We start from the raw sequence: 18557 nt of genomic DNA, 5'->3' as shown, positions 1-18557 counted from the left end.
TGATTCAGGATTAATAAATCAGTTTTTAAATGTGCTAAAATAATGATTATAAAAGAAAGGGGATACATATGGATAAACAATTAGAATTACTAAAATCTCTAACAGATGCGAATGGAATTTCTGGTTTTGAATATGATGTTAAAAAACTAATGAAAGAATATTTAACACCAGTTTCTGATGAGCTCATTGAAGATAACTTAGGTAGTATTTTCGGTAAGAAAAAAGGGAATGGATCACGCACGATCTTAATTGGTGGTCACTTAGACGAAATCGGATTTATGGTCACACAAATTGACGATAAAGGGTTTATTAAATTTACACCGATCGGTGGTTGGTGGAGTCAAGTTATTTTATCTCAAAAAATGACACTCGTGACAGATGACGGCGAGTATATTGGTGTTGTTGGTTCTACACCTCCACATATGTTATCGCCTGAAGCACGTAAGAAAACAGTCGATATTAAAGATATGTATTTAGATATCGGTGTAAAAGATAAAGAAGAAGCAGAATCTCTCGGAGTTAAGCCTGGAGACATGATCGTGCCTTATACTGAATTTACAGAAATGGCAAACAAAGATTACGTTTTAGCAAAAGCATTTGATAACAGATTCGGTTGTGCACTTGCGGTGGAAGTGTTAAACGAATTAAAAGAAGAAGAAATTGATATTAACTTAGTGAGTGGAGCGACAGTCCAAGAAGAAGTCGGACTACGCGGTGCACAAACTGCTGCACATAAAGTAAATCCAGATCTTGCGATTGCGATTGATGTTGGTATCGCAACAGATACTCCAGGACTTCAAACAAGTGACGGTGTTGGAGTGCTTGGAGACGGACCATTACTCGTCATGTTAGATGCGACAAATATTGGACACGTCGGATTTAGAAAACACGTTCAAAAGCTCGCGAAAGAAAAAGGAATCGACGTACAACTTCAAGCTATCCCTGGTGGTGGAACAGATGCTGGACGTTTCCATACAGTTCACGACGGCGTACCATCACTTGCGATCGGAGTACCTTTAAGATACATGCACTCAAACGTAAGCATCATGCACCGTGAAGACTTTAAAAATGCAGTAAAACTTGTCGTTGAAATCGTAAAATCATTAAATGATGACGTCGTTGACAATATCAAATGGTAATTACGTCTAAAGATAATAAGCGTATCAAAGAAATACGTAAACTATTAACTAAAAAAGGGCGTACAAAAGCACAACAATTCTTAATTGAAGGTGAACACTTAATCGAAGAAGCGATTCAGTTTGGTGCACATATTGAAGAGATTTTCGTGCTTGAAACAGATACGTTTAACTTTGATTTAAAAACGACTGTCGTCACAAAAGACGTCATGTCGTCGCTATCGAAACTGGTGACACCGCCGGGTATTATCGCAGTCGTTCGTATGGAAACAAAAAGTATTGAAAGTGATCGAGTCCTTGCTATTGACGGTATACAAGATCCTGGAAATCTTGGTACTTTAATTCGTACAGCCGATGCCTTTAATTTTAAACGTATTTTAATCGGTAAAAACACAGTTGATCCTTATAGCGATAAAGTACTAAGAAGTAGTCAAGGTAGCCATTTTCACGTCTCACTTGAAGACGTAGACTTGATTGAAGTGATGCAAAATTTCAACGGGACAATACTTACGACAGATCTTTCAGGAGAATCACTTACAGATAAAGTCACAGATGAAAAAATAATGATTGTTCTAGGTAACGAAGGTCAAGGTGTTAGCGAAGAAGTACTCGCAGCTGCGAATTATAAAGTAAAAATTGATATGCCAGGAGACGCTGAAAGTTTAAATGTCGCCGTTGCTGGTGGTATTTTAATGCATCAGTATAGTCTTTAAGTTTTTTAAAAAATCATGTATAATTAAGTCAATCGAATAATAACTTCAAGCGAAGTAGGCATAAATGACAACGTTAGTATGACCAGAGAGTGAATACGATTGGTGGAAGTATTCTCATACTATAGTCAGGGTTCACCTAACAGATGAAGTTAAAGGGTCATTTCCTTATCAAATGAGAGAGCCTGTTTAACAGGAATTTAGGTGGTACCACGGAACTCCGTCCTATTGTTATAGGATGGAGTTTTTTTATGCGAAAAAATAAATGAGGTGAAAGTATTGAGTTATAAAGACATCGATATGCAAGCGATTAAAGAAAAATTTGAATCGCTATTTGAAGATGCCGCGGATCGTAAACAACTCGACGATTTACGCGTTAAATTTTTAGGTAAAAAAGGAACTGTCACGACGTTAATGCAACATATGAAAGACATTCCAAATGAAGAGAAAAAGGAATTCGGACAAAGCGTCAATGCGCTACGTCAATCAATTCAACAAAAATTAGAGCAAGGTATTGAAGAAGTTGAAGCACGTTTACTAAAGAAAAAATTAGAAAATGAAACGATTGATGTTACGTTACCAGGAAGACAACGTCCAATCGGTGGAAAACATCCGCTTCAACATATTATCGACGGTATCGAAGATATTTTTGTCGGTCTCGGTTATGAAGTGTATGAAGGTTATGAAGTTGAAAGTGATTACTATAACTTTGAAGCTTTAAACTTACCTAAATCTCACCCAGCACGTGATATGCAAGATTCGTTTTATATTTCTAACGAAACACTACTGCGTACACATACGTCACCAGTACAAGCACGCGTATTAAATGCAGCTAAAGGTAAAGGACCTATTAAAATTATCTGTCCTGGTAAAGTGTATCGCCGAGATAGTGATGACGCGACACATTCTCATCAATTTACTCAAATTGAAGGACTTGTTGTCGACATAAATATTTCTCTTGCAGATTTAAAAGGGACACTCGAATTATTCTTAAAAGAAATTTTTGGTCAAGACCGTGAAATTCGATTACGTCCAAGTTACTTCCCATTTACTGAGCCGAGTGTTGAAGTTGACGTATCGTGCTTTAAATGTGGCGGAAAAGGATGTAACGTTTGTAAGCAATCCGGATGGATTGAAATTTTAGGTGCTGGTATGGTGCACCCGAACGTATTAGAAATGGCCGGATTTGATAGTAGTGAATATAGCGGATTTGCTTTTGGTATGGGACCAGACCGTATGGCGATGTTATATTACGGTGTGGAAGATATACGTCATTTATATACAAACGACTTACGATTCTTAGAACAGTTTAAATATATTGAAGAAAGAGGGGTTAAACATGAGAGTATCTAAAGAATGGTTAGATCAGTTTATCCCGCTAGAAGTTTCAAAACACGAGTTAAGTGAAAAGATTACTAGAAGCGGTATTGAAGTCGATGACATTATCGATTATAGAGAAGAAGTGAAAGATGTTGTCGTCGGTTACGTAGAAGAATGCGTGCAGCATCCAGATGCTGACCGATTAAACGTCACGAAAGTAAATATTGGGAACGAAACGGTACAAATTGTATGTGGTGCACCAAATATTAAAGCAGGGGTTTACGTCATCGTTGCAAAAGTTGGCGGCACAATTCCAGGACTTAAACTCCGTAAAGCAAAATTACGTGGTGTAGAATCTCACGGTATGATTTGTAGTTTAGAAGAGCTCGGTATAGAGAAAGATTTAACGCCTAAAAAATATGAAGATGGTATTTTCATCTTTAGTGAGAATGAAGATGTGACAGTCGGACAAGATGCGTTAGAAGCACTTTACTTAAATGACTACGTCTTAGAGTATGATCTCACACCAAACCGTAAAGATGCGTTATCAATGATAGGTAGTGCGTATGAAGCGCGCGCACTATTTGGTGGAGAAGTGACAGAACCGGATCAGACGTTTAAAGAACACGAGTCAGCTTCAAAATTATCTGTAACGATTGAAGATAAAGAAAGCGTTCCTTATTACGGTGCGCGTGTCGTTAGAGACGTAATGATTCAACCGAGTCCGTTATGGATGCAGATGCGTTTAATTAAGTCTGGAATTCGCCCAATTAATAACGTTGTTGATATTTCTAACTACGTATTATTAGAATTTGGTCAACCGATTCATATGTTTGATTACGATAAAATTGGTAGTACAGAAATTGTAACGCGTTATGCTAAAGATGGTGAGACGATGACGACTCTTGACGGAAAAGAACGTGAACTGTTAGAGTCAGATATCGTCATTACGAACGGTAAAGAGCCAGTTGCCCTCGCAGGCGTAATGGGTGGAGACTTTTCTGAAGTTAAAGATGACACGAAAAATGTTGTTATTGAATCTGCGCTATTTGATCCGGTCAATGTCCGTAAAACGTCATCTCGCTTAAACCTACGTAGTGAGGCATCACAACGTTTTGAAAAAGGCGTATCGCACGTGTTTGTATTAAAAGCATTAAACCGTGCGGCACATTTACTTGAAAAGTACGCAGGCGGAACGGTAGAGGAAAAAATTATATCTGATGGACAGTTAGATTTAGAGGATACGACAATTAAGACTTCAGTCGACTTTTTAAATCAACGACTTGGATTATCTCTAAGTTCTGATGAGGTTAAAGAAATTTTAAACCGACTTGGCATTAAAGTCGAAGGTGAGAATGAGTTAACGTGTTATATCCCGTCTAGAAGAGACGATTTAAAAATTAAAGAAGATATTTCTGAAGAAGTCGCACGTATTTATGGTTATGATAATATCCCTTCAACATTACCGAAATATAGTAAAATCACGCCGGGTCAACTAACAGATTCGCAAGTGAAAACGAGAAGTATGCGTGAATTGTTAATGTCAAATGGCTATAGTCAGACGATTAACTACGCATTAACGAGTGAAGAAAATATCGGTTTATTTACACCGTTAAAAGAAGGGTTAAAACTTAGCATGCCGATGAGTGAAATGCATTCAGTGTTAAGAACGAGTCTTATCCCACACCTCGTTGATAACGCGACATATAATATGAACCGTATGCAAGAGCGTGTTGAAATTTTTGAAATTGGAAATGTATTTAAATCAAATGGTCAAACAGAGTTACCAGATGAGATTCAAAAGTTAGCAATTTTATCGACAGGTAAAGTAAATGACACGAAATGGTTAAAAACAACACACGAACCGGACTTCTATCACGTTAAAGGAATTGTCGAAGCAATTTTTACAGAGTTTAATTTATTAAGTTCTGTACGATTTGAAGCGACGCAAGACTACGAGGAACTACATCCAGGTCGTAGTGCTCACATTTTCTTAGATGACGTTAATGTTGGAGTCATTGGTGAGCTTCATCCGACGTATCGTAAAACACATGACTTAGGACAAACGACAGTTGCTGAAATTGATCTCGCATATATTTTAGACAATAGTGCATCAATTGAGTACGAACCAATCGTTAAATTCCCTTCGATTTCTCGAGATATCGCTCTAGAAGTGCCGAGAGAGATTACGTCTCAATCGATTATCGATTTAATCTGGTCGTTACGTCCGAATTATTTAGTCGATGTATATCCATTTGATGTGTACGAAGGCGAACATATTGACGACGATAAAAAGTCGATCGGATTACATTTAATTTATCTCAATAAAGAAGACACTTTAAAAGACAGTGATGTAAAAGAAGCACATGATCCAATTATTGAAAAGTTAGAAGCAAAAGGATTTACGATTCGTGAATAATAAAGAGGCATATTTGCCTCTTTTTTCAATGATTTAATTAGATTTGTTGTGAATACGCACATCCTTCAGTATAATTAAAATAAATTTAAATGAATTATTGATGAAAAAGAGAGAGTACTATGGAAAATAAAAAGAATAGAGTATCTGTTAAAATTTACAATAATGAATATACGTTAGTCGGTGCAAATGATAGAGAATACTTAGAGCGAGTTGCTGAAGCGGTCGATGAAAAAATAAGTGAAGTTGCACGTATGAATGCTGGTTTAGATTTACATCGTAAAGCAGTGTTAACGTGTGTAAACTTAATGGATGATTACTTACAACTCGAAGAAAAGTATGAAGATGTCTTAAAGCAATTAAAAGAGTCAAAGGAATAGTCTATGACAATTTTAATTATTATACTCATCGTAATTGGTGGAATTGTAGGCTATAGACGTGGAGGCATCCTTCAGTTTTTACATTTCTTCGGTACGTTATCAGCCATTATTATTGCGCGACTCAATTATAAACAGCTCGGAGACCGACTCGATCTAATTATGCCGTACCCATCTAGCCTTTCTGAAGTAAACAATATCGTCTTTGATGATATTGCGAATTTAGAACAAGCATATTATTATATTTCTGCGTTTTTAATTATTTTTATCGTGTCAAAAATTATAATTCAGATTGTGATTAGTGTATTTGACTACATCAATCAAATTATTTTTGATAGAAAAACGAGTAAAATTGTTGGAACAGTGTTAGGAATTATTGAATGTCTGTACATTTTAGCGATCGTTTTATTTTTCATTGGGACAGTTCCATCAACAACACTACAACAGATGGTCGGTAACTCAAGCTTAGCGACGTTTATAATCGACCATACGTTATTTATTTCTGGCAAGTTAAAAGACTGGTCACAAATATAGCTTATAGTAGGGCCAGAGTGGCCCTATTTTTTATGGAGGTATACAGATGACAAAAAGAGATATTATACGTATGCTCGAAGAAATCGCAACGTATTTAGAATTAAATTTAGAAAACTCATTTAAAGTTTCTGCATATAGAAAAGCAGCAGCAGCGCTCGAAAAAGATCCGCGCGCACTTTCTGAAATTGAATCATTCGACGGGATAAAAGGTATCGGTAAATCGGCAAAAGAAGTAATCGAAGAATATTTAGAGAAGAATCAAAGTACAGTGTTAAACGAATTAAAAGAACGTACACCTGTCGGGTTAACATATATGACAAAAATTCCAGGGCTCGGTGCAAAACGAGTCGCAAAGATTTATGAAGAGACAGGTATCGACAATTTAGATGACTTCGAACGGTTTTTACGGGACGGCAAACTTCAACAACTCCCTGGGTTTGGTAAAAAGACCGAAGAAAATATACTAAATGGTCTGATTTCGTTAAGTGATGTTAAGCGCCGTCCAATATCTACAGTCATGACGATACAAAAAAACATTGAAAGTTTTTTATCGTCATTAAATTATGTCGAACGCTTTGACATCGCAGGTAGTGCAAGAAGGTTCAAAGAAACGAGTGGAGATATTGATTTTATCGTTCAGTTAAGTGACAGTCACGAATTCATAAAAGACATTGAAGACGCATCCTTTTTTAAGTCGTTTATCACTAAAGGGGATAAAAAGGTTTCGATTCAATATACGGAAGGTTTAGTCAATATACAAGTAGATTTTAGGCTCGTTCAAGGTGACGAATATTACTCTACGTTACAGCACTTTACAGGGAGTAAAGATCATAACGTGAGAATGCGACAAATCGCAAAATCACGTAACGAAAAAATTAATGAATACGGCGTCGAAAGTGACGGTAAAATTATAACGTTTGATAGTGAAGCGCAATTTTATAAACACTTTGATTTACCATATATCCCGCCAGCGATGCGTGAAACTGGTTCTGAAGTAGACGTTAATATGAGTGAGATTATTACGCTCGATGATATTAAGGGAGATATTCATATGCATACGACGTATAGTGATGGTGCATATAGTATACGTGAGATGGTCGAAGCATGTATAGAGCGTGGTTACGAGTATATCGTCATTACTGATCACTCAAAAAGTTTACCCGTTGCAAATGGGTTAAGTGAAGAGCGTTTACTAAAACAAATCGAAGAAATACGTAAAATTAACGATGAATATGATGAAATTGACGTCTATGCAGGTACTGAAATGGATATTCTAAGTGACGGAACACTCGATTATTCAGATGATATATTAAAATCGCTCGACTACGTCATTGCGAGCATTCACTCTAACTTCAATCAGACTGAAGAGGAAATTATGCACCGACTAAAATGTGCAATGCATAATCCATATGTCAGACATATCGCGCATCCAACAGGGCGGTTAATTGGTCGACGTGACGGCTATAATGTTAATATGGAAGAGTTGTTACAAATCGCAAAAGATACGCGTACTATTTTAGAAGTGAATGCGAATCCGAATCGTTTAGATTTATCGAGTGACGCTATTTATGGAAAAGATATCATGTTAACAGTAAATACAGACGCGCATCATATCGATCATTTAGCGTTTATGGAATACGGTATCGCAACGCTTCAAAAAGGACAGGTTAATAAGAAAAACGTAATCAATACGTTATCTAGACAAGCATTTAAACAATTTATAGAAGATGGTAAGTGATAAGAAATGAATGAACGTACAATACGCGCTCTAGAATTTAACAAAATTTTAGAGCGAGTAAAATCGTATGCAATGAGTGAAAAAACGAAAAGTAAAATATCTCCTAAATTATTTGCAACGTCTGTAATAGAAGTAAAAGAAAACCTTGCTGAAACAGATGATATTTTAACGATTTTACGCCATCAACATTTAGAGATGGCAGGCATTTCAGACATGAAAGTCTATGTAAAACGTGCTCAAATTGGTAGTGTGTTAACGGTCGATGAGTTTTTAAAAATTAAAAGTAACTTATATCGTAAAGATACGTTGATTCGTGTAATCGAATCATTTAAAGAAAACGAAATAGAACTTCAGTCAATTGAACGCTACACGTCACAACTCCCTGAAGATAAATCACTCTATAAAGAAATTACGAGTACAATCGATGAAAGTGGCGTATTAGATCACGCGTCAAACGAATTATTAAAAATACGTCGACAAATTACACGTGAAGAAAGTTCAATTCGTACGCGCTTAAACGACATTTTAAGAAAATCTAGCAAGCATTTAAGTGACTCAATTATTACGATGAGAAATAATAGGTTTGTACTTCCAGTTAAAGCAGACTCTCAAAGTTCAGTGCGTGGTATCGTCCACGACGTAAGTGCGACAGGTCAGACGGTATACATTGAACCGATGGCCATCGTCGAATTATCAAATAAAATTGCGAGACTACGTGAACAAGAAAATGTTGAAGTAGAAAAGATATTAATTGAACTTACAGAGAGAGTTGTATTAGAAGCAGAATCGTTAATTCTTATCGATGATATACTTCATCATTTAGATCTCGTGCACGCGAAAGCGAAATACGGTAATGCTATAAACGGAACAATTCCAATTATAAGTGAAGATGAAGAACTTCATTTAACAAAGGCGTATCATCCACTGATTGATATCGATGAAGTTGTAAAAAACGATATACATATCGGTGATTTGTCGGTCATTATTACAGGACCAAACACTGGTGGTAAAACTGTTACGATTAAAACAATTGGTTTATGTGCAGCGCTCGCTCAAAGTGGGATCCCAATTCCAGCGTTAGACGGCTCAAGACTCCCAGTATTTGATAGTATTTATGCGGATATTGGTGACGAGCAGTCTATCGAGCAATCGTTATCGACGTTTTCAAGTCATTTAACGAATATTAGTCATATATTAGACGTTGCGACTAAAGACAGTTTAGTTATTTTAGACGAGCTCGGTGCTGGAACGGACCCAGAAGAAGGGGCAGCGCTCGCGATCAGCATATTAGAATTTTTACTCGATAAAAATATTAAAACGATAGCAACGACACACTATAAAGAGTTAAAGTCGTTTTCATATAGCCGTGAAGACGTAATCAATGCGTCGATGGAATTTGATGTCGACACATTGTCACCAACGTACCGTTTAATGATCGGTATTCCAGGTAAATCAAACGCATTTAAAATCTCAGAAAAACTAAAGTTAAATTCCTCAGTCATACGTCGTGCTGAAGAATTGTCCGGAAGAGATAACTTTGAAATCAACGAAATGATCGAGTCGTTAGAACGACATACAAAATCTGCGAGAATCCATGAGGAAGAAACGTATCAATTATTAAAAGAAACTAAAGATATTCATAAAACGTTAAACGGATTTATGGCAGACTACGAATATCAGAAAACTCGACTCATTGAAGCGGCTGAAGATAAAGCGAATACCATTATTAAAGATGCAGAAAGAAAAGCATCTGAAATTATCGAAGAGCTAGAGCTCATGAAGTCTCTCGGTGTTGATAATATCGAATCACATAAACTTATCGAAGCTAAAAAGGCATTAACAGATAGCTATTATGAAAAAGATATTAAAAAAGAGGTTACTTCAGAAGATAATACAGAACTTCATGTCGGTGATTCTGTCGATGTTTTATCGTACGGACAAAAAGGTGATGTCATCGAAGTTGATGGTGACGAGGTCACTGTTCAAATGGGTATAATTAAGATGAAAATCCCACGTAACGAGCTTAAAAAGCGTAAAGAGAAAAAAGTAAAACCGGTCATTTCTAGAAAAGTAAGTCGACAAAGTGTTCCGAATAAACTGGATTTACGCGGAGAGCGATATGAAGATGCGGTCATTCGACTTGACCGTTATATAGATCAAGTCGTGTTATCGAATTTAAATGAAGTTGAAATCATCCACGGTAAAGGGACAGGTGCTTTAAAAGAGGCAGTTGAAAAAACACTTAGAAGACATAGTAAAGTAAAATCGTTTAGACAAGGTTTACCGTCAGAAGGTGGATTTGGCGTAACGATTGTGACGATGAAGTAGGTGCTAAATATGGATAATTTTGATATGTATAAGCTCGCAAAAGTACTGATCACATTTGCAGTGATCATGTTTATTGCAGGGATATTATATTTAACTGTATTTCAATAAGCATAATATTTTTCTATATAAAAAAAACTGTTATAATATATTTACAATACAATTTGGAGGCATAATACTATGGCAATTTATGATGTAAATGATTCAGATTTTAAAGAAAAAATTAGCGAAGGTGTAAAACTTGTAGACTTTTGGGCGCCTTGGTGTGGACCATGTAAGATGATTGCACCAGTACTAGAAGAAGTAGCAACAGAAGTTGAAGGTAAAGCGGACATCCTTAAAGTAAACGTGGATGACAACCAAGCTACTGCAGCTGATTACGGAGTTATGTCTATTCCTACTTTAATTCTTATGAAAGATGGAGAAGAAGTAGACAAAGTTGTTGGCTTCCAACCAAAAGAGCAACTCGTTTCATTAATCGAAAAACACTTATAATATACGACTGAGCCGCGATAAGCGGCTTTTTTTATATCAATTGAGGGATCACTTATGGAAAAAGATTCACAGTTAAAGTTAAAACTTTCGGTGTTACCAAAAGAACCTGGCTGTTATTTAATGAAAAACAAACGCGATGAAATTATTTACGTCGGTAAAGCTAAAAATTTAAGGAATCGTGTACGATCATATTTTACCGGTGCACACGATGAAAAAACGATGCGACTTGTGAGTGATATCGTCGACTTTGACTTTGTCATCACAGATTCTGAAGTTGAGTCATTATTACTAGAAAACATTTTAATAAAAAAGCATCAACCACGTTATAACATTTTATTAAAAGACGATAAAAGTTATCCGTTTATAAAAATTACGAATGAACGACATCCACGTCTACTCGTTACACGTACGGTAAATAAACGAACAGGCAAATATTTTGGGCCGTATCCAAACGCTTATAGTGCACATGAAACAAAACGATTACTTGATCGTATTTATCCGTTACGAAAATGCGATACAATGCCGGATAGATTATGTTTGTATTACCACATTGGGCAGTGTCTAGGACCATGTGTGTATGAAGTAACAAAAACAGAAAATAACAAAATGATTCAAGGAATCACAAACTTTTTAAACGGTGATACCGATTCAGTCATAACAGATCTTGAAAATAAAATGCAAAAAGCATCAGAAGCATTAGAATTTGAACGTGCCAAAGAATATCGTGATTTAATTCATCATATAAATGCGACGATGGAAAAACAAAACATGTTAACGAGCGATATGACAGCGAGAGATGTGTTCGGATTTTACACGTATAAAGGTTGGATGGCAATTAGTGTCTTGCTGATTCGTAACGGTAAACTGATTGAGAAAAAAGCAGAAATGTTTGCAATGAATGATACAGTCGACGAAGAATTTAACCGTTTCGTCTTTCAGTTCTATGAGCTAGATTCGAACTTAAAACCAAAAGAAGTTCATTTACCAGTATCAATTGACCCAGCGATTTTAAATAAAGCATTACCGATGAAAACAATCACCCCAAAACGTGGTAGTAAACGTGAAATGGTTGATCTAGCGTGTAAAAATGCCGAAGTTGCAATTAAAAGTCGCTTTGAAATTATTGCGCGAGATGAAAGACGGACGACTGAAGCAATAGAAACACTTGGAGACGTACTGAATATTGAAACTCCAAGGCATATCGAAGCGTTTGATAACTCAAACATTCAAGGCGCAGATCCTGTTAGTGCGATGGTCACTTTTATTGACGGAAAGCCAGATAAAAAGTCATATAGAAAATATAAAATTCGTACGGTAGAAGGACCAGATGATTACGAATCGATGAGAGAAGTGATTCGCAGACGTTATAGCCGTGTATTACGTGAAGGTTTACCGCTTCCGGATCTCATTATCGTAGACGGTGGTATCGGACAAATGAACGCTGCGAAAAGTATTTTAAAAGATGAGCTCGGCGTATTTATTCCTGTCGCTGGTGTAAAAAAAGACGACAAACATAATACGGCAGAGTTGTTATACGGAGAAACTGCAGCAATCGTCCCTTTAAAGAAAACTTCACAAACGTTTTATTTACTACAACGTATACAAGATGAAGTCCACCGTTTTGCGATATCATTCCATCGAAATACGCGTAAAAAAACAGCATTTCGTTCTGCGTTAGACGATATTAAAGGACTTGGTCCAAAGCGTAAACAAGCGATGTTACGTGCCTTTGGATCAGTAGAAAATATGAAAACAAAATCCGTTGAAGATTTTCAAAGAATTGGGATTCCACAAAACATTTCAGAGGCAATTGTTGAAAAACTTAACAATAATAGCTGAAAAGGCTTTATAGTGTCTTGATTTAACTGATAATGAGTCGTAAAATATAAAGCAAACACTATGATTTGTTAATTTGGTTAGGGGGGACAATAGTGTCTAAACAAGATTCGAGCTTTTTTGTGAGAAGATTGCATTCATTGCTTGGAGTTGTGCCACTCGGTGTGTTCTTAGTTCAACACCTGATCATCAACAACTTCGCAACACGTGGACCAGAAGCGTTTAACACGGCTGCTGGATTCATGGGTAACTTGCCTTTTGTTTTAGTTCTTGAAACATTTGTCATTTACTTACCGATTTTATTCCATGGTATTTACGGTGTGTATATTGCATTTACTGCAAAAAACAACGTAGGTCGATACGGTACATACAGAAACTGGATGTTCCTTATTCAGAGAATTACGGGAATTATTGCATTCGTATTTATTGCGATTCACGTCTATCAAACACGTTTCCAAGTACTACTAGGTGCTGAAGTAAACTTTGATATGATGGCAGATATTCTCGGTAGTCCATTTTGGTTTGTATTCTATGTAGTCGGTGTTCTTGCGGTCGTATTCCACTTTGCAAACGGATTATGGTCATTCATGATTACATGGGGAATTACACAATCACCAAAATCTCAGCAAATAATGAGCTATGTTGCGATTATCGTTTTTGTAATTGTTGGATTCATCGGCGTTCAAACATTATTCGCATTTATTTAAAGGAGTGTCACTAATGGCAAATAATAAAGTTATCGTTGTCGGGGGTGGACTTGCAGGTCTAATGGCAACGATAAAAGCAGCAGAAAGCGGCGCACAAATTGATCTATTTTCAATTGTTCCAGTTAAACGTTCACACTCTGTATGTGCACAAGGTGGAATTAACGGTGCCGTAAACACAAAAGGTGAGGGAGATTCACCTTATAAACACTTTGATGATACGGTGTACGGTGGAGACTTCTTAGCGAACCAACCACCGGTTAAAGCAATGACTGAAGCAGCACCAAAAATCATTCACTTACTCGACCGTATGGGCGTTATGTTTAGCCGTACACCAGAAGGTTTACTTGACTTCCGTCGTTTCGGTGGAACGCTATATCACCGTACGGCATTCGCAGGAGCAACGACTGGTCAACAGTTATTATATGCACTTGATGAGCAAGTGAGAAAATATGAAGTTGAAGGTTTAGTAACAAAATACGAAGGTTTTGAATTTTTAGGCATCGTTAAAGATGCTGAAGGTCGTGCACGTGGTATTACAGCGCAAGACATCAAAACGGGTGAAATTCGTTCGTTCGGTGCTGACGCGGTAATTATGGCTACAGGTGGACCTGGAATTATCTTTGGTAAATCGACAAACTCAATGATTAACACTGGATCAGCAGCGTCAATCGTGTACCAACAAGGTGCAGTTTACGCAAACGGTGAATTTATCCAGATTCACCCAACCGCAATTCCTGGTGACGACAAATTACGTCTTATGAGTGAGTCAGCGCGTGGTGAAGGTGGACGTGTTTGGACATACAAAGATGGTAAGCCTTGGTATTTCTTAGAAGAGAAATATCCAAACTATGGAAACCTTGTACCAAGAGATATCGCGACGCGTGAAATCTTTGATGTATGTGTAAATCAAAAGTTAGGTATTAACGGAGAAAACATGGTTTACTTAGACCTTTCGCATAAAGATCCACACGAGTTAGATGTTAAACTCGGTGGAATTATCGAAATCTATGAGAAATTTACTGGAGACGATCCACGTAAAGTTCCAATGAAAATCTTCCCAGCAGTACACTATTCAATGGGTGGATTATATGTAGATTACGATCAAATGACAAACATCCCTGGTCTATTCGCAGCAGGTGAGTGTGATTACTCACAACACGGTGCAAACAGACTTGGTGCAAACTCATTATTATCAGCAATTTACGGTGGTATGGTTGCTGGACCTAATGCGATCGACTATGTGAACTCTTTAGAAACGACTTACGAAGAGTTAGATAGTGCAATTTTTGATGAAGCAGTAAAAGTCGAAGAAAATCGCTGGGAAAACATTCTTAACATGAAGGGTGAAGAGAACGCATATCAATTACACCGTGAACTTGGTGAATTAATGACAAACAACGTAACAGTTGTTAGAGAAAACGCAAAATTAGTTGAAACAGATAAAGAAATCGTTAAATTAATGGAAAGATATCAAAACATTAATATGGACGATACAAAGCAGTGGAGTAACCAAGCTGCATTCTTCACAAGACAATTATGGAACATGTTAGTGTTAGCACGAGTAATTACAATCGGTGCCTTAAACCGTAATGAATCTCGTGGTGCACACTACAAACCAGAATTCCCTGACCGTAACGATGAAGAATGGTTAAAAACTACAAAAGCGTATTACGAAGGGCCAACGGAAGCACCACGTTTTGAATACGAAGACGTTGATGTAAGCCTAATCCCACCACGCGTACGTGACTATACTAAGTAATCTGAGAGGAGTATTAAAATGGCAGAAACAATTAAATTAAAAATCAAACGCCAAGAAAACCCAGAATCACAAAGCTACTGGGAAGACTTTGAAATTCCTTACAGACCAAATATGAACGTCATCAGTGCGCTTATGGAGATTCAAAGAAACCCTGTCAATGCTAAAGGAGAAAAAACAACACCAGTCACTTGGGACATGAGTTGTTTAGAAGAAGTTTGTGGTGCGTGTTCAATGGTTATTAACGGAAACGCACGCCAATCATGTACTGCGCTAATTGACCAGTACACTCAACCAATCACGTTAGAACCGATGAGCACATTCCCAGTCGTTAGAGATTTACAAATTGACCGCTCACGTATGTTCGATAGCTTAAAACGTGTAAAAGCATGGGTACCAATCGATGGTACATACGATCTTGGTGCAGGTCCTCGTATGCCTGAAAAACAACGTCAAGTTGCATATGAACTTTCTAAATGTATGACTTGTGGTGTATGTTTAGAAGTGTGTCCAAACGTAAACGACAAATCTGACTTTATCGGTGCAGCACCGATTTCACAAGTTCGTCTATTTAACTTACATCCAACAGGACGAATGAACAAAGACGAAAGATTAGATGCGTTAATGGGCAAAGGTGGAGTATCTGAATGTGGTATGGCACAAAACTGTGTTAAAGCATGTCCAAAAGGTATTCCATTAACAACGTCTATCGCATCTATGCAAAGAGAAACAACATTCCATATGTTCAAATCATTCTTTGGTAGTGACCATGAAGTAGAATAATATACAAAAAGATGTGTTTCGACACATCTTTTTTTATTTCAATTTTTAATTCATGTATAATATAGCCATATAGGTTAAGGTGGGGATAAGTATGCCTTTAAATATGAATAGTGCATCGATTGAAAAATCATTGAGGCATTTATCGGTGCAAGTAAGGCTGTATGGACGTGAAATATTAAAAGAATATAAGCTATCAAAAATTCAATTTATCGCACTACAATGGGTGAGTGATTCGAACGGTCAAACGATCGGAGAGGTAGCTAAAAAGTTAGATCTTGCGTATTCGACAACGACGGATATTATAGACAAACTCGAATGTAGTGGTTTTGTACGTAGAGAGCGTGGTCATAAAGATAAACGTGTCGTTCTCGTAAAAATCGAACAAAAGGGTACAGAATTATTATCTCAAGTGATTCAAAAGCGTGTACAGTTTATCGAAGAAATTACGAGTGACTTTACTGAAGATGAGAAAGAAATGTTATCCACTCTACTTAAACGAATGATTAGTAAAAGTGAGTCGATGTCATATGAACAATAAGGCGATCGGAGTCATGGATTCTGGGGTTGGTGGATTAACAGTTGTAAAAGAACTCGTACGACAACTACCGAGAGAAAAGATCGTATATTTTGGGGATAGTTTAAGATGCCCGTACGGCGAACGATCGAAAGAAGAAGTGTTATCGTTCACGAAAGAAATATATAATTTTTTAAGTCGTAAAGATATAAAGCTGTTTATCATTGCTTGTAACACAGCGACTGCTCTCGCTATTTCTGAAATTAGAAAGATGATAGATATCCCAGTCATCGGTGTTATTAAACCAGGATCAAGACGTGCATTACAAATTTCAGACAATGACAATATTCTCGTCTTATCTACGCAAGGTACGATGCTTTCACATAAATATAAGTCGACGATACAAAAGATTAATAAATCAGCAATCGTCACAGAGCATGCGTGTCCAGATTTTGTACCACTTATCGAAGCATTTAATTATAAAAATGATGATATACGAAATAATGTAATTTCCGAAACGTTACAGAGCGTTAAAGACACAAATGCAGACACAGTGATTCTCGGTTGTACCCATTATCCGTTAATTAAACAAGCGATTGATGATTATTTTTCAAATGAAAAACATATTGTCGATTCTGGTTTAGAGACAGCAAGAGACGTTAGTGCTTTACTAGAGTTTAAAGAGTTACTCAGCTCAAGCGATGATGAGATTATACACGAGATATACGTTCACGGTGATCATCAACAATTCGAAGAGATTTTAAACGAATGGATGCCAAATTTTAAATATACAATTCAATCAGTAAAGTTATAGGAGTATTTTTATGAGTAAAATAGTAATCGCAAGTGGTAATAAAGGAAAAATTAATGATTTTAAATCAATTTTTAAACAGTTCGAAGTTGTTGGAATTCAATCTATTTTAGAAGATTTTAATCCTGTAGAAGATGGTGAAACGTTTAAAGATAATGCATTAATAAAAGCATTAGAAGGCGCAAAACGTACGAATTTACCTGTAATCAGTGACGATTCAGGATTGTCAGTAGAAGCGTTAGAAGGTGCTCCAGGCGTTAGATCTGCACGCTTTTCAGGTAATGACGCGACAGATCAAGAAAATAACGAAAAGTTATTACAACTTATGAGTAATAAAGAAAACAGATCCGCATATTTTACGTCAGTCATTGCGGTCGCATTTCCGGATGGAACAGCGTATACGTATGAGGGCGTTGTATTCGGTGAAATATTAGAAAGACCTGTTGGCACTAATGGATTTGGTTACGACCCGCTCTTTCAAACGTTAGATGGTAAAAATTTTGGTGAGTTATCAACGGATGAAAAAGCTGAGATTTCACATCGAAAACGTGCCATCGATAAGTTATTAGAAGATGAAAACTTATTTAATAGACTTCAAAGTTAGGTGAAATAATGAAAGTATTAATCGTCAGTGATAACCATAGAGAAAAAACAATGATTGAAAAATTGCCTAAAGAAATAGATGCTGATCTATACATCCATCTCGGTGATAGTGAACTGTCATCAGAAGATGCTGTACTCGAACCGTATGAGTATGTTAAAGGAAATACAGATTATGATATGAATTTTAGAACTGAACAATTGTATGACGGTCTTATTTATTTTACACACGGCCATTTATACCATGTAAACCGTGACCGAAACTTACTCGCTTCAAAAGCGAAAGCACTCGGTGCTACATATGCATTATACGGTCATACGCATATCGCTAAAGTTGAAAAAATTAATGACGTTTACTGTATAAACCCAGGATCAATATCCGCTTCAAGAAGTTCTGATCCAGAAACATATGCATTATTAGACACTGAACAAAAAAACGTAACGTTTTATAAGAGAGATGGAGAAGTGTTAAAACAAGTCGAACTCGAGTAAATCAATG

Annotated in this window: 17 protein-coding genes; all 17 read left to right on the top strand. The window is 36.7% G+C overall.

Annotated elements, in window-relative coordinates:
* Positions 1-68 precede the first annotated feature (68 nt).
* The 17 genes from HMPREF3177_RS02125 to HMPREF3177_RS02045 all read left to right on the top strand — a co-directional run bounded on the left by HMPREF3177_RS02125 (position 69) and on the right by HMPREF3177_RS02045 (position 18550).
* Positions 69-1139 carry a M42 family metallopeptidase gene (locus HMPREF3177_RS02125; RefSeq protein ID WP_068129335.1) on the top strand — a complete coding sequence of 357 codons (1071 nt, stop codon included), beginning with the start codon at positions 69-71 and terminating at the stop codon, positions 1137-1139.
* Positions 1133-1849, top strand: a complete 717-nt coding sequence (locus HMPREF3177_RS02120) for a TrmH family RNA methyltransferase (RefSeq protein ID WP_070456732.1) — start codon at positions 1133-1135, stop codon at positions 1847-1849. Before HMPREF3177_RS02125 ends, HMPREF3177_RS02120 begins: the two co-directional genes overlap by 7 nt.
* Before the next feature lie 297 nt (positions 1850-2146).
* Positions 2147-3199 (top strand): phenylalanine--tRNA ligase subunit alpha, encoded by a 1053-nt coding sequence (pheS, locus tag HMPREF3177_RS02115; RefSeq protein WP_070456984.1) that lies wholly within the window; start codon positions 2147-2149, stop codon positions 3197-3199.
* The gene (pheT, locus tag HMPREF3177_RS02110) at positions 3186-5585 is read left to right on the top strand and encodes a phenylalanine--tRNA ligase subunit beta (RefSeq protein WP_070456729.1); all 2400 of its coding nucleotides are present in this window, start codon (positions 3186-3188) and stop codon (positions 5583-5585) included. The genes pheS and pheT overlap by 14 nt, the downstream gene beginning before the upstream one ends.
* A gap of 119 nt (positions 5586-5704) precedes the next feature.
* Positions 5705-5962: a cell division protein ZapA gene (locus tag HMPREF3177_RS02105; protein ID WP_040928696.1), complete on the top strand. Its 258-nt coding sequence runs from the start codon at positions 5705-5707 to the stop codon at positions 5960-5962.
* A gap of 3 nt (positions 5963-5965) precedes the next feature.
* Complete coding sequence (locus tag HMPREF3177_RS02100) at positions 5966-6493, top strand: CvpA family protein (RefSeq protein ID WP_070456726.1); 528 nt, start codon at positions 5966-5968, stop codon at positions 6491-6493.
* Positions 6494-6539: 46 nt separating this feature from the next.
* Complete coding sequence (gene polX / locus HMPREF3177_RS02095) at positions 6540-8231, top strand: DNA polymerase/3'-5' exonuclease PolX (RefSeq protein WP_070456723.1); 1692 nt, start codon at positions 6540-6542, stop codon at positions 8229-8231.
* A gap of 6 nt (positions 8232-8237) precedes the next feature.
* On the top strand, positions 8238-10559 hold the full coding sequence (locus HMPREF3177_RS02090; RefSeq protein ID WP_070456720.1) for an endonuclease MutS2: 2322 nt from the start codon (positions 8238-8240) through the stop codon (positions 10557-10559).
* Positions 10560-10736: 177 nt separating this feature from the next.
* Positions 10737-11051, top strand: a complete 315-nt coding sequence (gene trxA, locus HMPREF3177_RS02085; protein ID WP_040928688.1) for a thioredoxin — start codon at positions 10737-10739, stop codon at positions 11049-11051.
* Positions 11052-11105: 54 nt separating this feature from the next.
* Positions 11106-12890, top strand: a complete 1785-nt coding sequence (uvrC, locus tag HMPREF3177_RS02080) for an excinuclease ABC subunit UvrC (RefSeq protein ID WP_070456718.1) — start codon at positions 11106-11108, stop codon at positions 12888-12890.
* Positions 12891-12982: 92 nt separating this feature from the next.
* On the top strand, positions 12983-13594 hold the full coding sequence (locus tag HMPREF3177_RS02075) for a succinate dehydrogenase cytochrome b558 subunit (protein WP_068129345.1): 612 nt from the start codon (positions 12983-12985) through the stop codon (positions 13592-13594).
* Between the two features lie 13 nt (positions 13595-13607).
* Positions 13608-15353: a succinate dehydrogenase flavoprotein subunit gene (gene sdhA / locus HMPREF3177_RS02070; RefSeq protein WP_070456715.1), complete on the top strand. Its 1746-nt coding sequence runs from the start codon at positions 13608-13610 to the stop codon at positions 15351-15353.
* Positions 15354-15371: 18 nt separating this feature from the next.
* Entirely contained in the window at positions 15372-16133 is a 762-nt protein-coding gene (gene sdhB, locus HMPREF3177_RS02065) for a succinate dehydrogenase iron-sulfur subunit (RefSeq protein WP_040928684.1), read from the top strand.
* Positions 16134-16224: 91 nt separating this feature from the next.
* Positions 16225-16671 (top strand): MarR family winged helix-turn-helix transcriptional regulator, encoded by a 447-nt coding sequence (locus HMPREF3177_RS02060; RefSeq protein WP_070456712.1) that lies wholly within the window; start codon positions 16225-16227, stop codon positions 16669-16671.
* Positions 16661-17461, top strand: coding sequence for a glutamate racemase (gene racE / locus HMPREF3177_RS02055; RefSeq protein WP_070456709.1), 801 nt, complete (start codon positions 16661-16663; stop codon positions 17459-17461). Before HMPREF3177_RS02060 ends, racE begins: the two co-directional genes overlap by 11 nt.
* A 10-nt stretch (positions 17462-17471) precedes the next feature.
* Entirely contained in the window at positions 17472-18062 is a 591-nt protein-coding gene (gene rdgB, locus HMPREF3177_RS02050) for an RdgB/HAM1 family non-canonical purine NTP pyrophosphatase (RefSeq protein WP_070456706.1), read from the top strand.
* An 8-nt stretch (positions 18063-18070) separates the two neighbouring features.
* Positions 18071-18550: a metallophosphoesterase family protein gene (locus HMPREF3177_RS02045; RefSeq protein WP_246827351.1), complete on the top strand. Its 480-nt coding sequence runs from the start codon at positions 18071-18073 to the stop codon at positions 18548-18550.
* The last annotated feature ends 7 nt before the right edge of the window (positions 18551-18557 follow it).

The organism is Nosocomiicoccus sp. HMSC09A07 (assembly GCF_001808485.1).
Taxonomy (GTDB): domain Bacteria; phylum Bacillota; class Bacilli; order Staphylococcales; family Salinicoccaceae; genus Nosocomiicoccus; species Nosocomiicoccus ampullae_A.
The sequence above is the reverse complement of the archived record's forward strand: the minus strand, read 5'-3'. Positions and strand labels throughout refer to the sequence as shown.

What these genes read in the sequence shown, in the direction of transcription:
- HMPREF3177_RS02045 (WP_246827351.1), top strand. Translation starts at nt 18,071, where the DNA reads ATGAAAGTATTAATCGTCAGTGATAACCATAGAGAAAAAACAATGATT.
- polX (WP_070456723.1), top strand. Translation starts at nt 6,540, where the DNA reads ATGACAAAAAGAGATATTATACGTATGCTCGAAGAAATCGCAACGTAT.
- rdgB (WP_070456706.1), top strand. Translation starts at nt 17,472, where the DNA reads ATGAGTAAAATAGTAATCGCAAGTGGTAATAAAGGAAAAATTAATGAT.
- racE (WP_070456709.1), top strand. Translation starts at nt 16,661, where the DNA reads ATGAACAATAAGGCGATCGGAGTCATGGATTCTGGGGTTGGTGGATTA.
- uvrC (WP_070456718.1), top strand. Translation starts at nt 11,106, where the DNA reads ATGGAAAAAGATTCACAGTTAAAGTTAAAACTTTCGGTGTTACCAAAA.
- HMPREF3177_RS02120 (WP_070456732.1), top strand. Translation starts at nt 1,133, where the DNA reads ATGGTAATTACGTCTAAAGATAATAAGCGTATCAAAGAAATACGTAAA.
- pheS (WP_070456984.1), top strand. Translation starts at nt 2,147, where the DNA reads ATGCAAGCGATTAAAGAAAAATTTGAATCGCTATTTGAAGATGCCGCG.
- sdhA (WP_070456715.1), top strand. Translation starts at nt 13,608, where the DNA reads ATGGCAAATAATAAAGTTATCGTTGTCGGGGGTGGACTTGCAGGTCTA.
- HMPREF3177_RS02100 (WP_070456726.1), top strand. Translation starts at nt 5,966, where the DNA reads ATGACAATTTTAATTATTATACTCATCGTAATTGGTGGAATTGTAGGC.
- trxA (WP_040928688.1), top strand. Translation starts at nt 10,737, where the DNA reads ATGGCAATTTATGATGTAAATGATTCAGATTTTAAAGAAAAAATTAGC.
- HMPREF3177_RS02090 (WP_070456720.1), top strand. Translation starts at nt 8,238, where the DNA reads ATGAATGAACGTACAATACGCGCTCTAGAATTTAACAAAATTTTAGAG.
- sdhB (WP_040928684.1), top strand. Translation starts at nt 15,372, where the DNA reads ATGGCAGAAACAATTAAATTAAAAATCAAACGCCAAGAAAACCCAGAA.
- pheT (WP_070456729.1), top strand. Translation starts at nt 3,186, where the DNA reads ATGAGAGTATCTAAAGAATGGTTAGATCAGTTTATCCCGCTAGAAGTT.
- HMPREF3177_RS02060 (WP_070456712.1), top strand. Translation starts at nt 16,225, where the DNA reads ATGCCTTTAAATATGAATAGTGCATCGATTGAAAAATCATTGAGGCAT.
- HMPREF3177_RS02105 (WP_040928696.1), top strand. Translation starts at nt 5,705, where the DNA reads ATGGAAAATAAAAAGAATAGAGTATCTGTTAAAATTTACAATAATGAA.
- HMPREF3177_RS02125 (WP_068129335.1), top strand. Translation starts at nt 69, where the DNA reads ATGGATAAACAATTAGAATTACTAAAATCTCTAACAGATGCGAATGGA.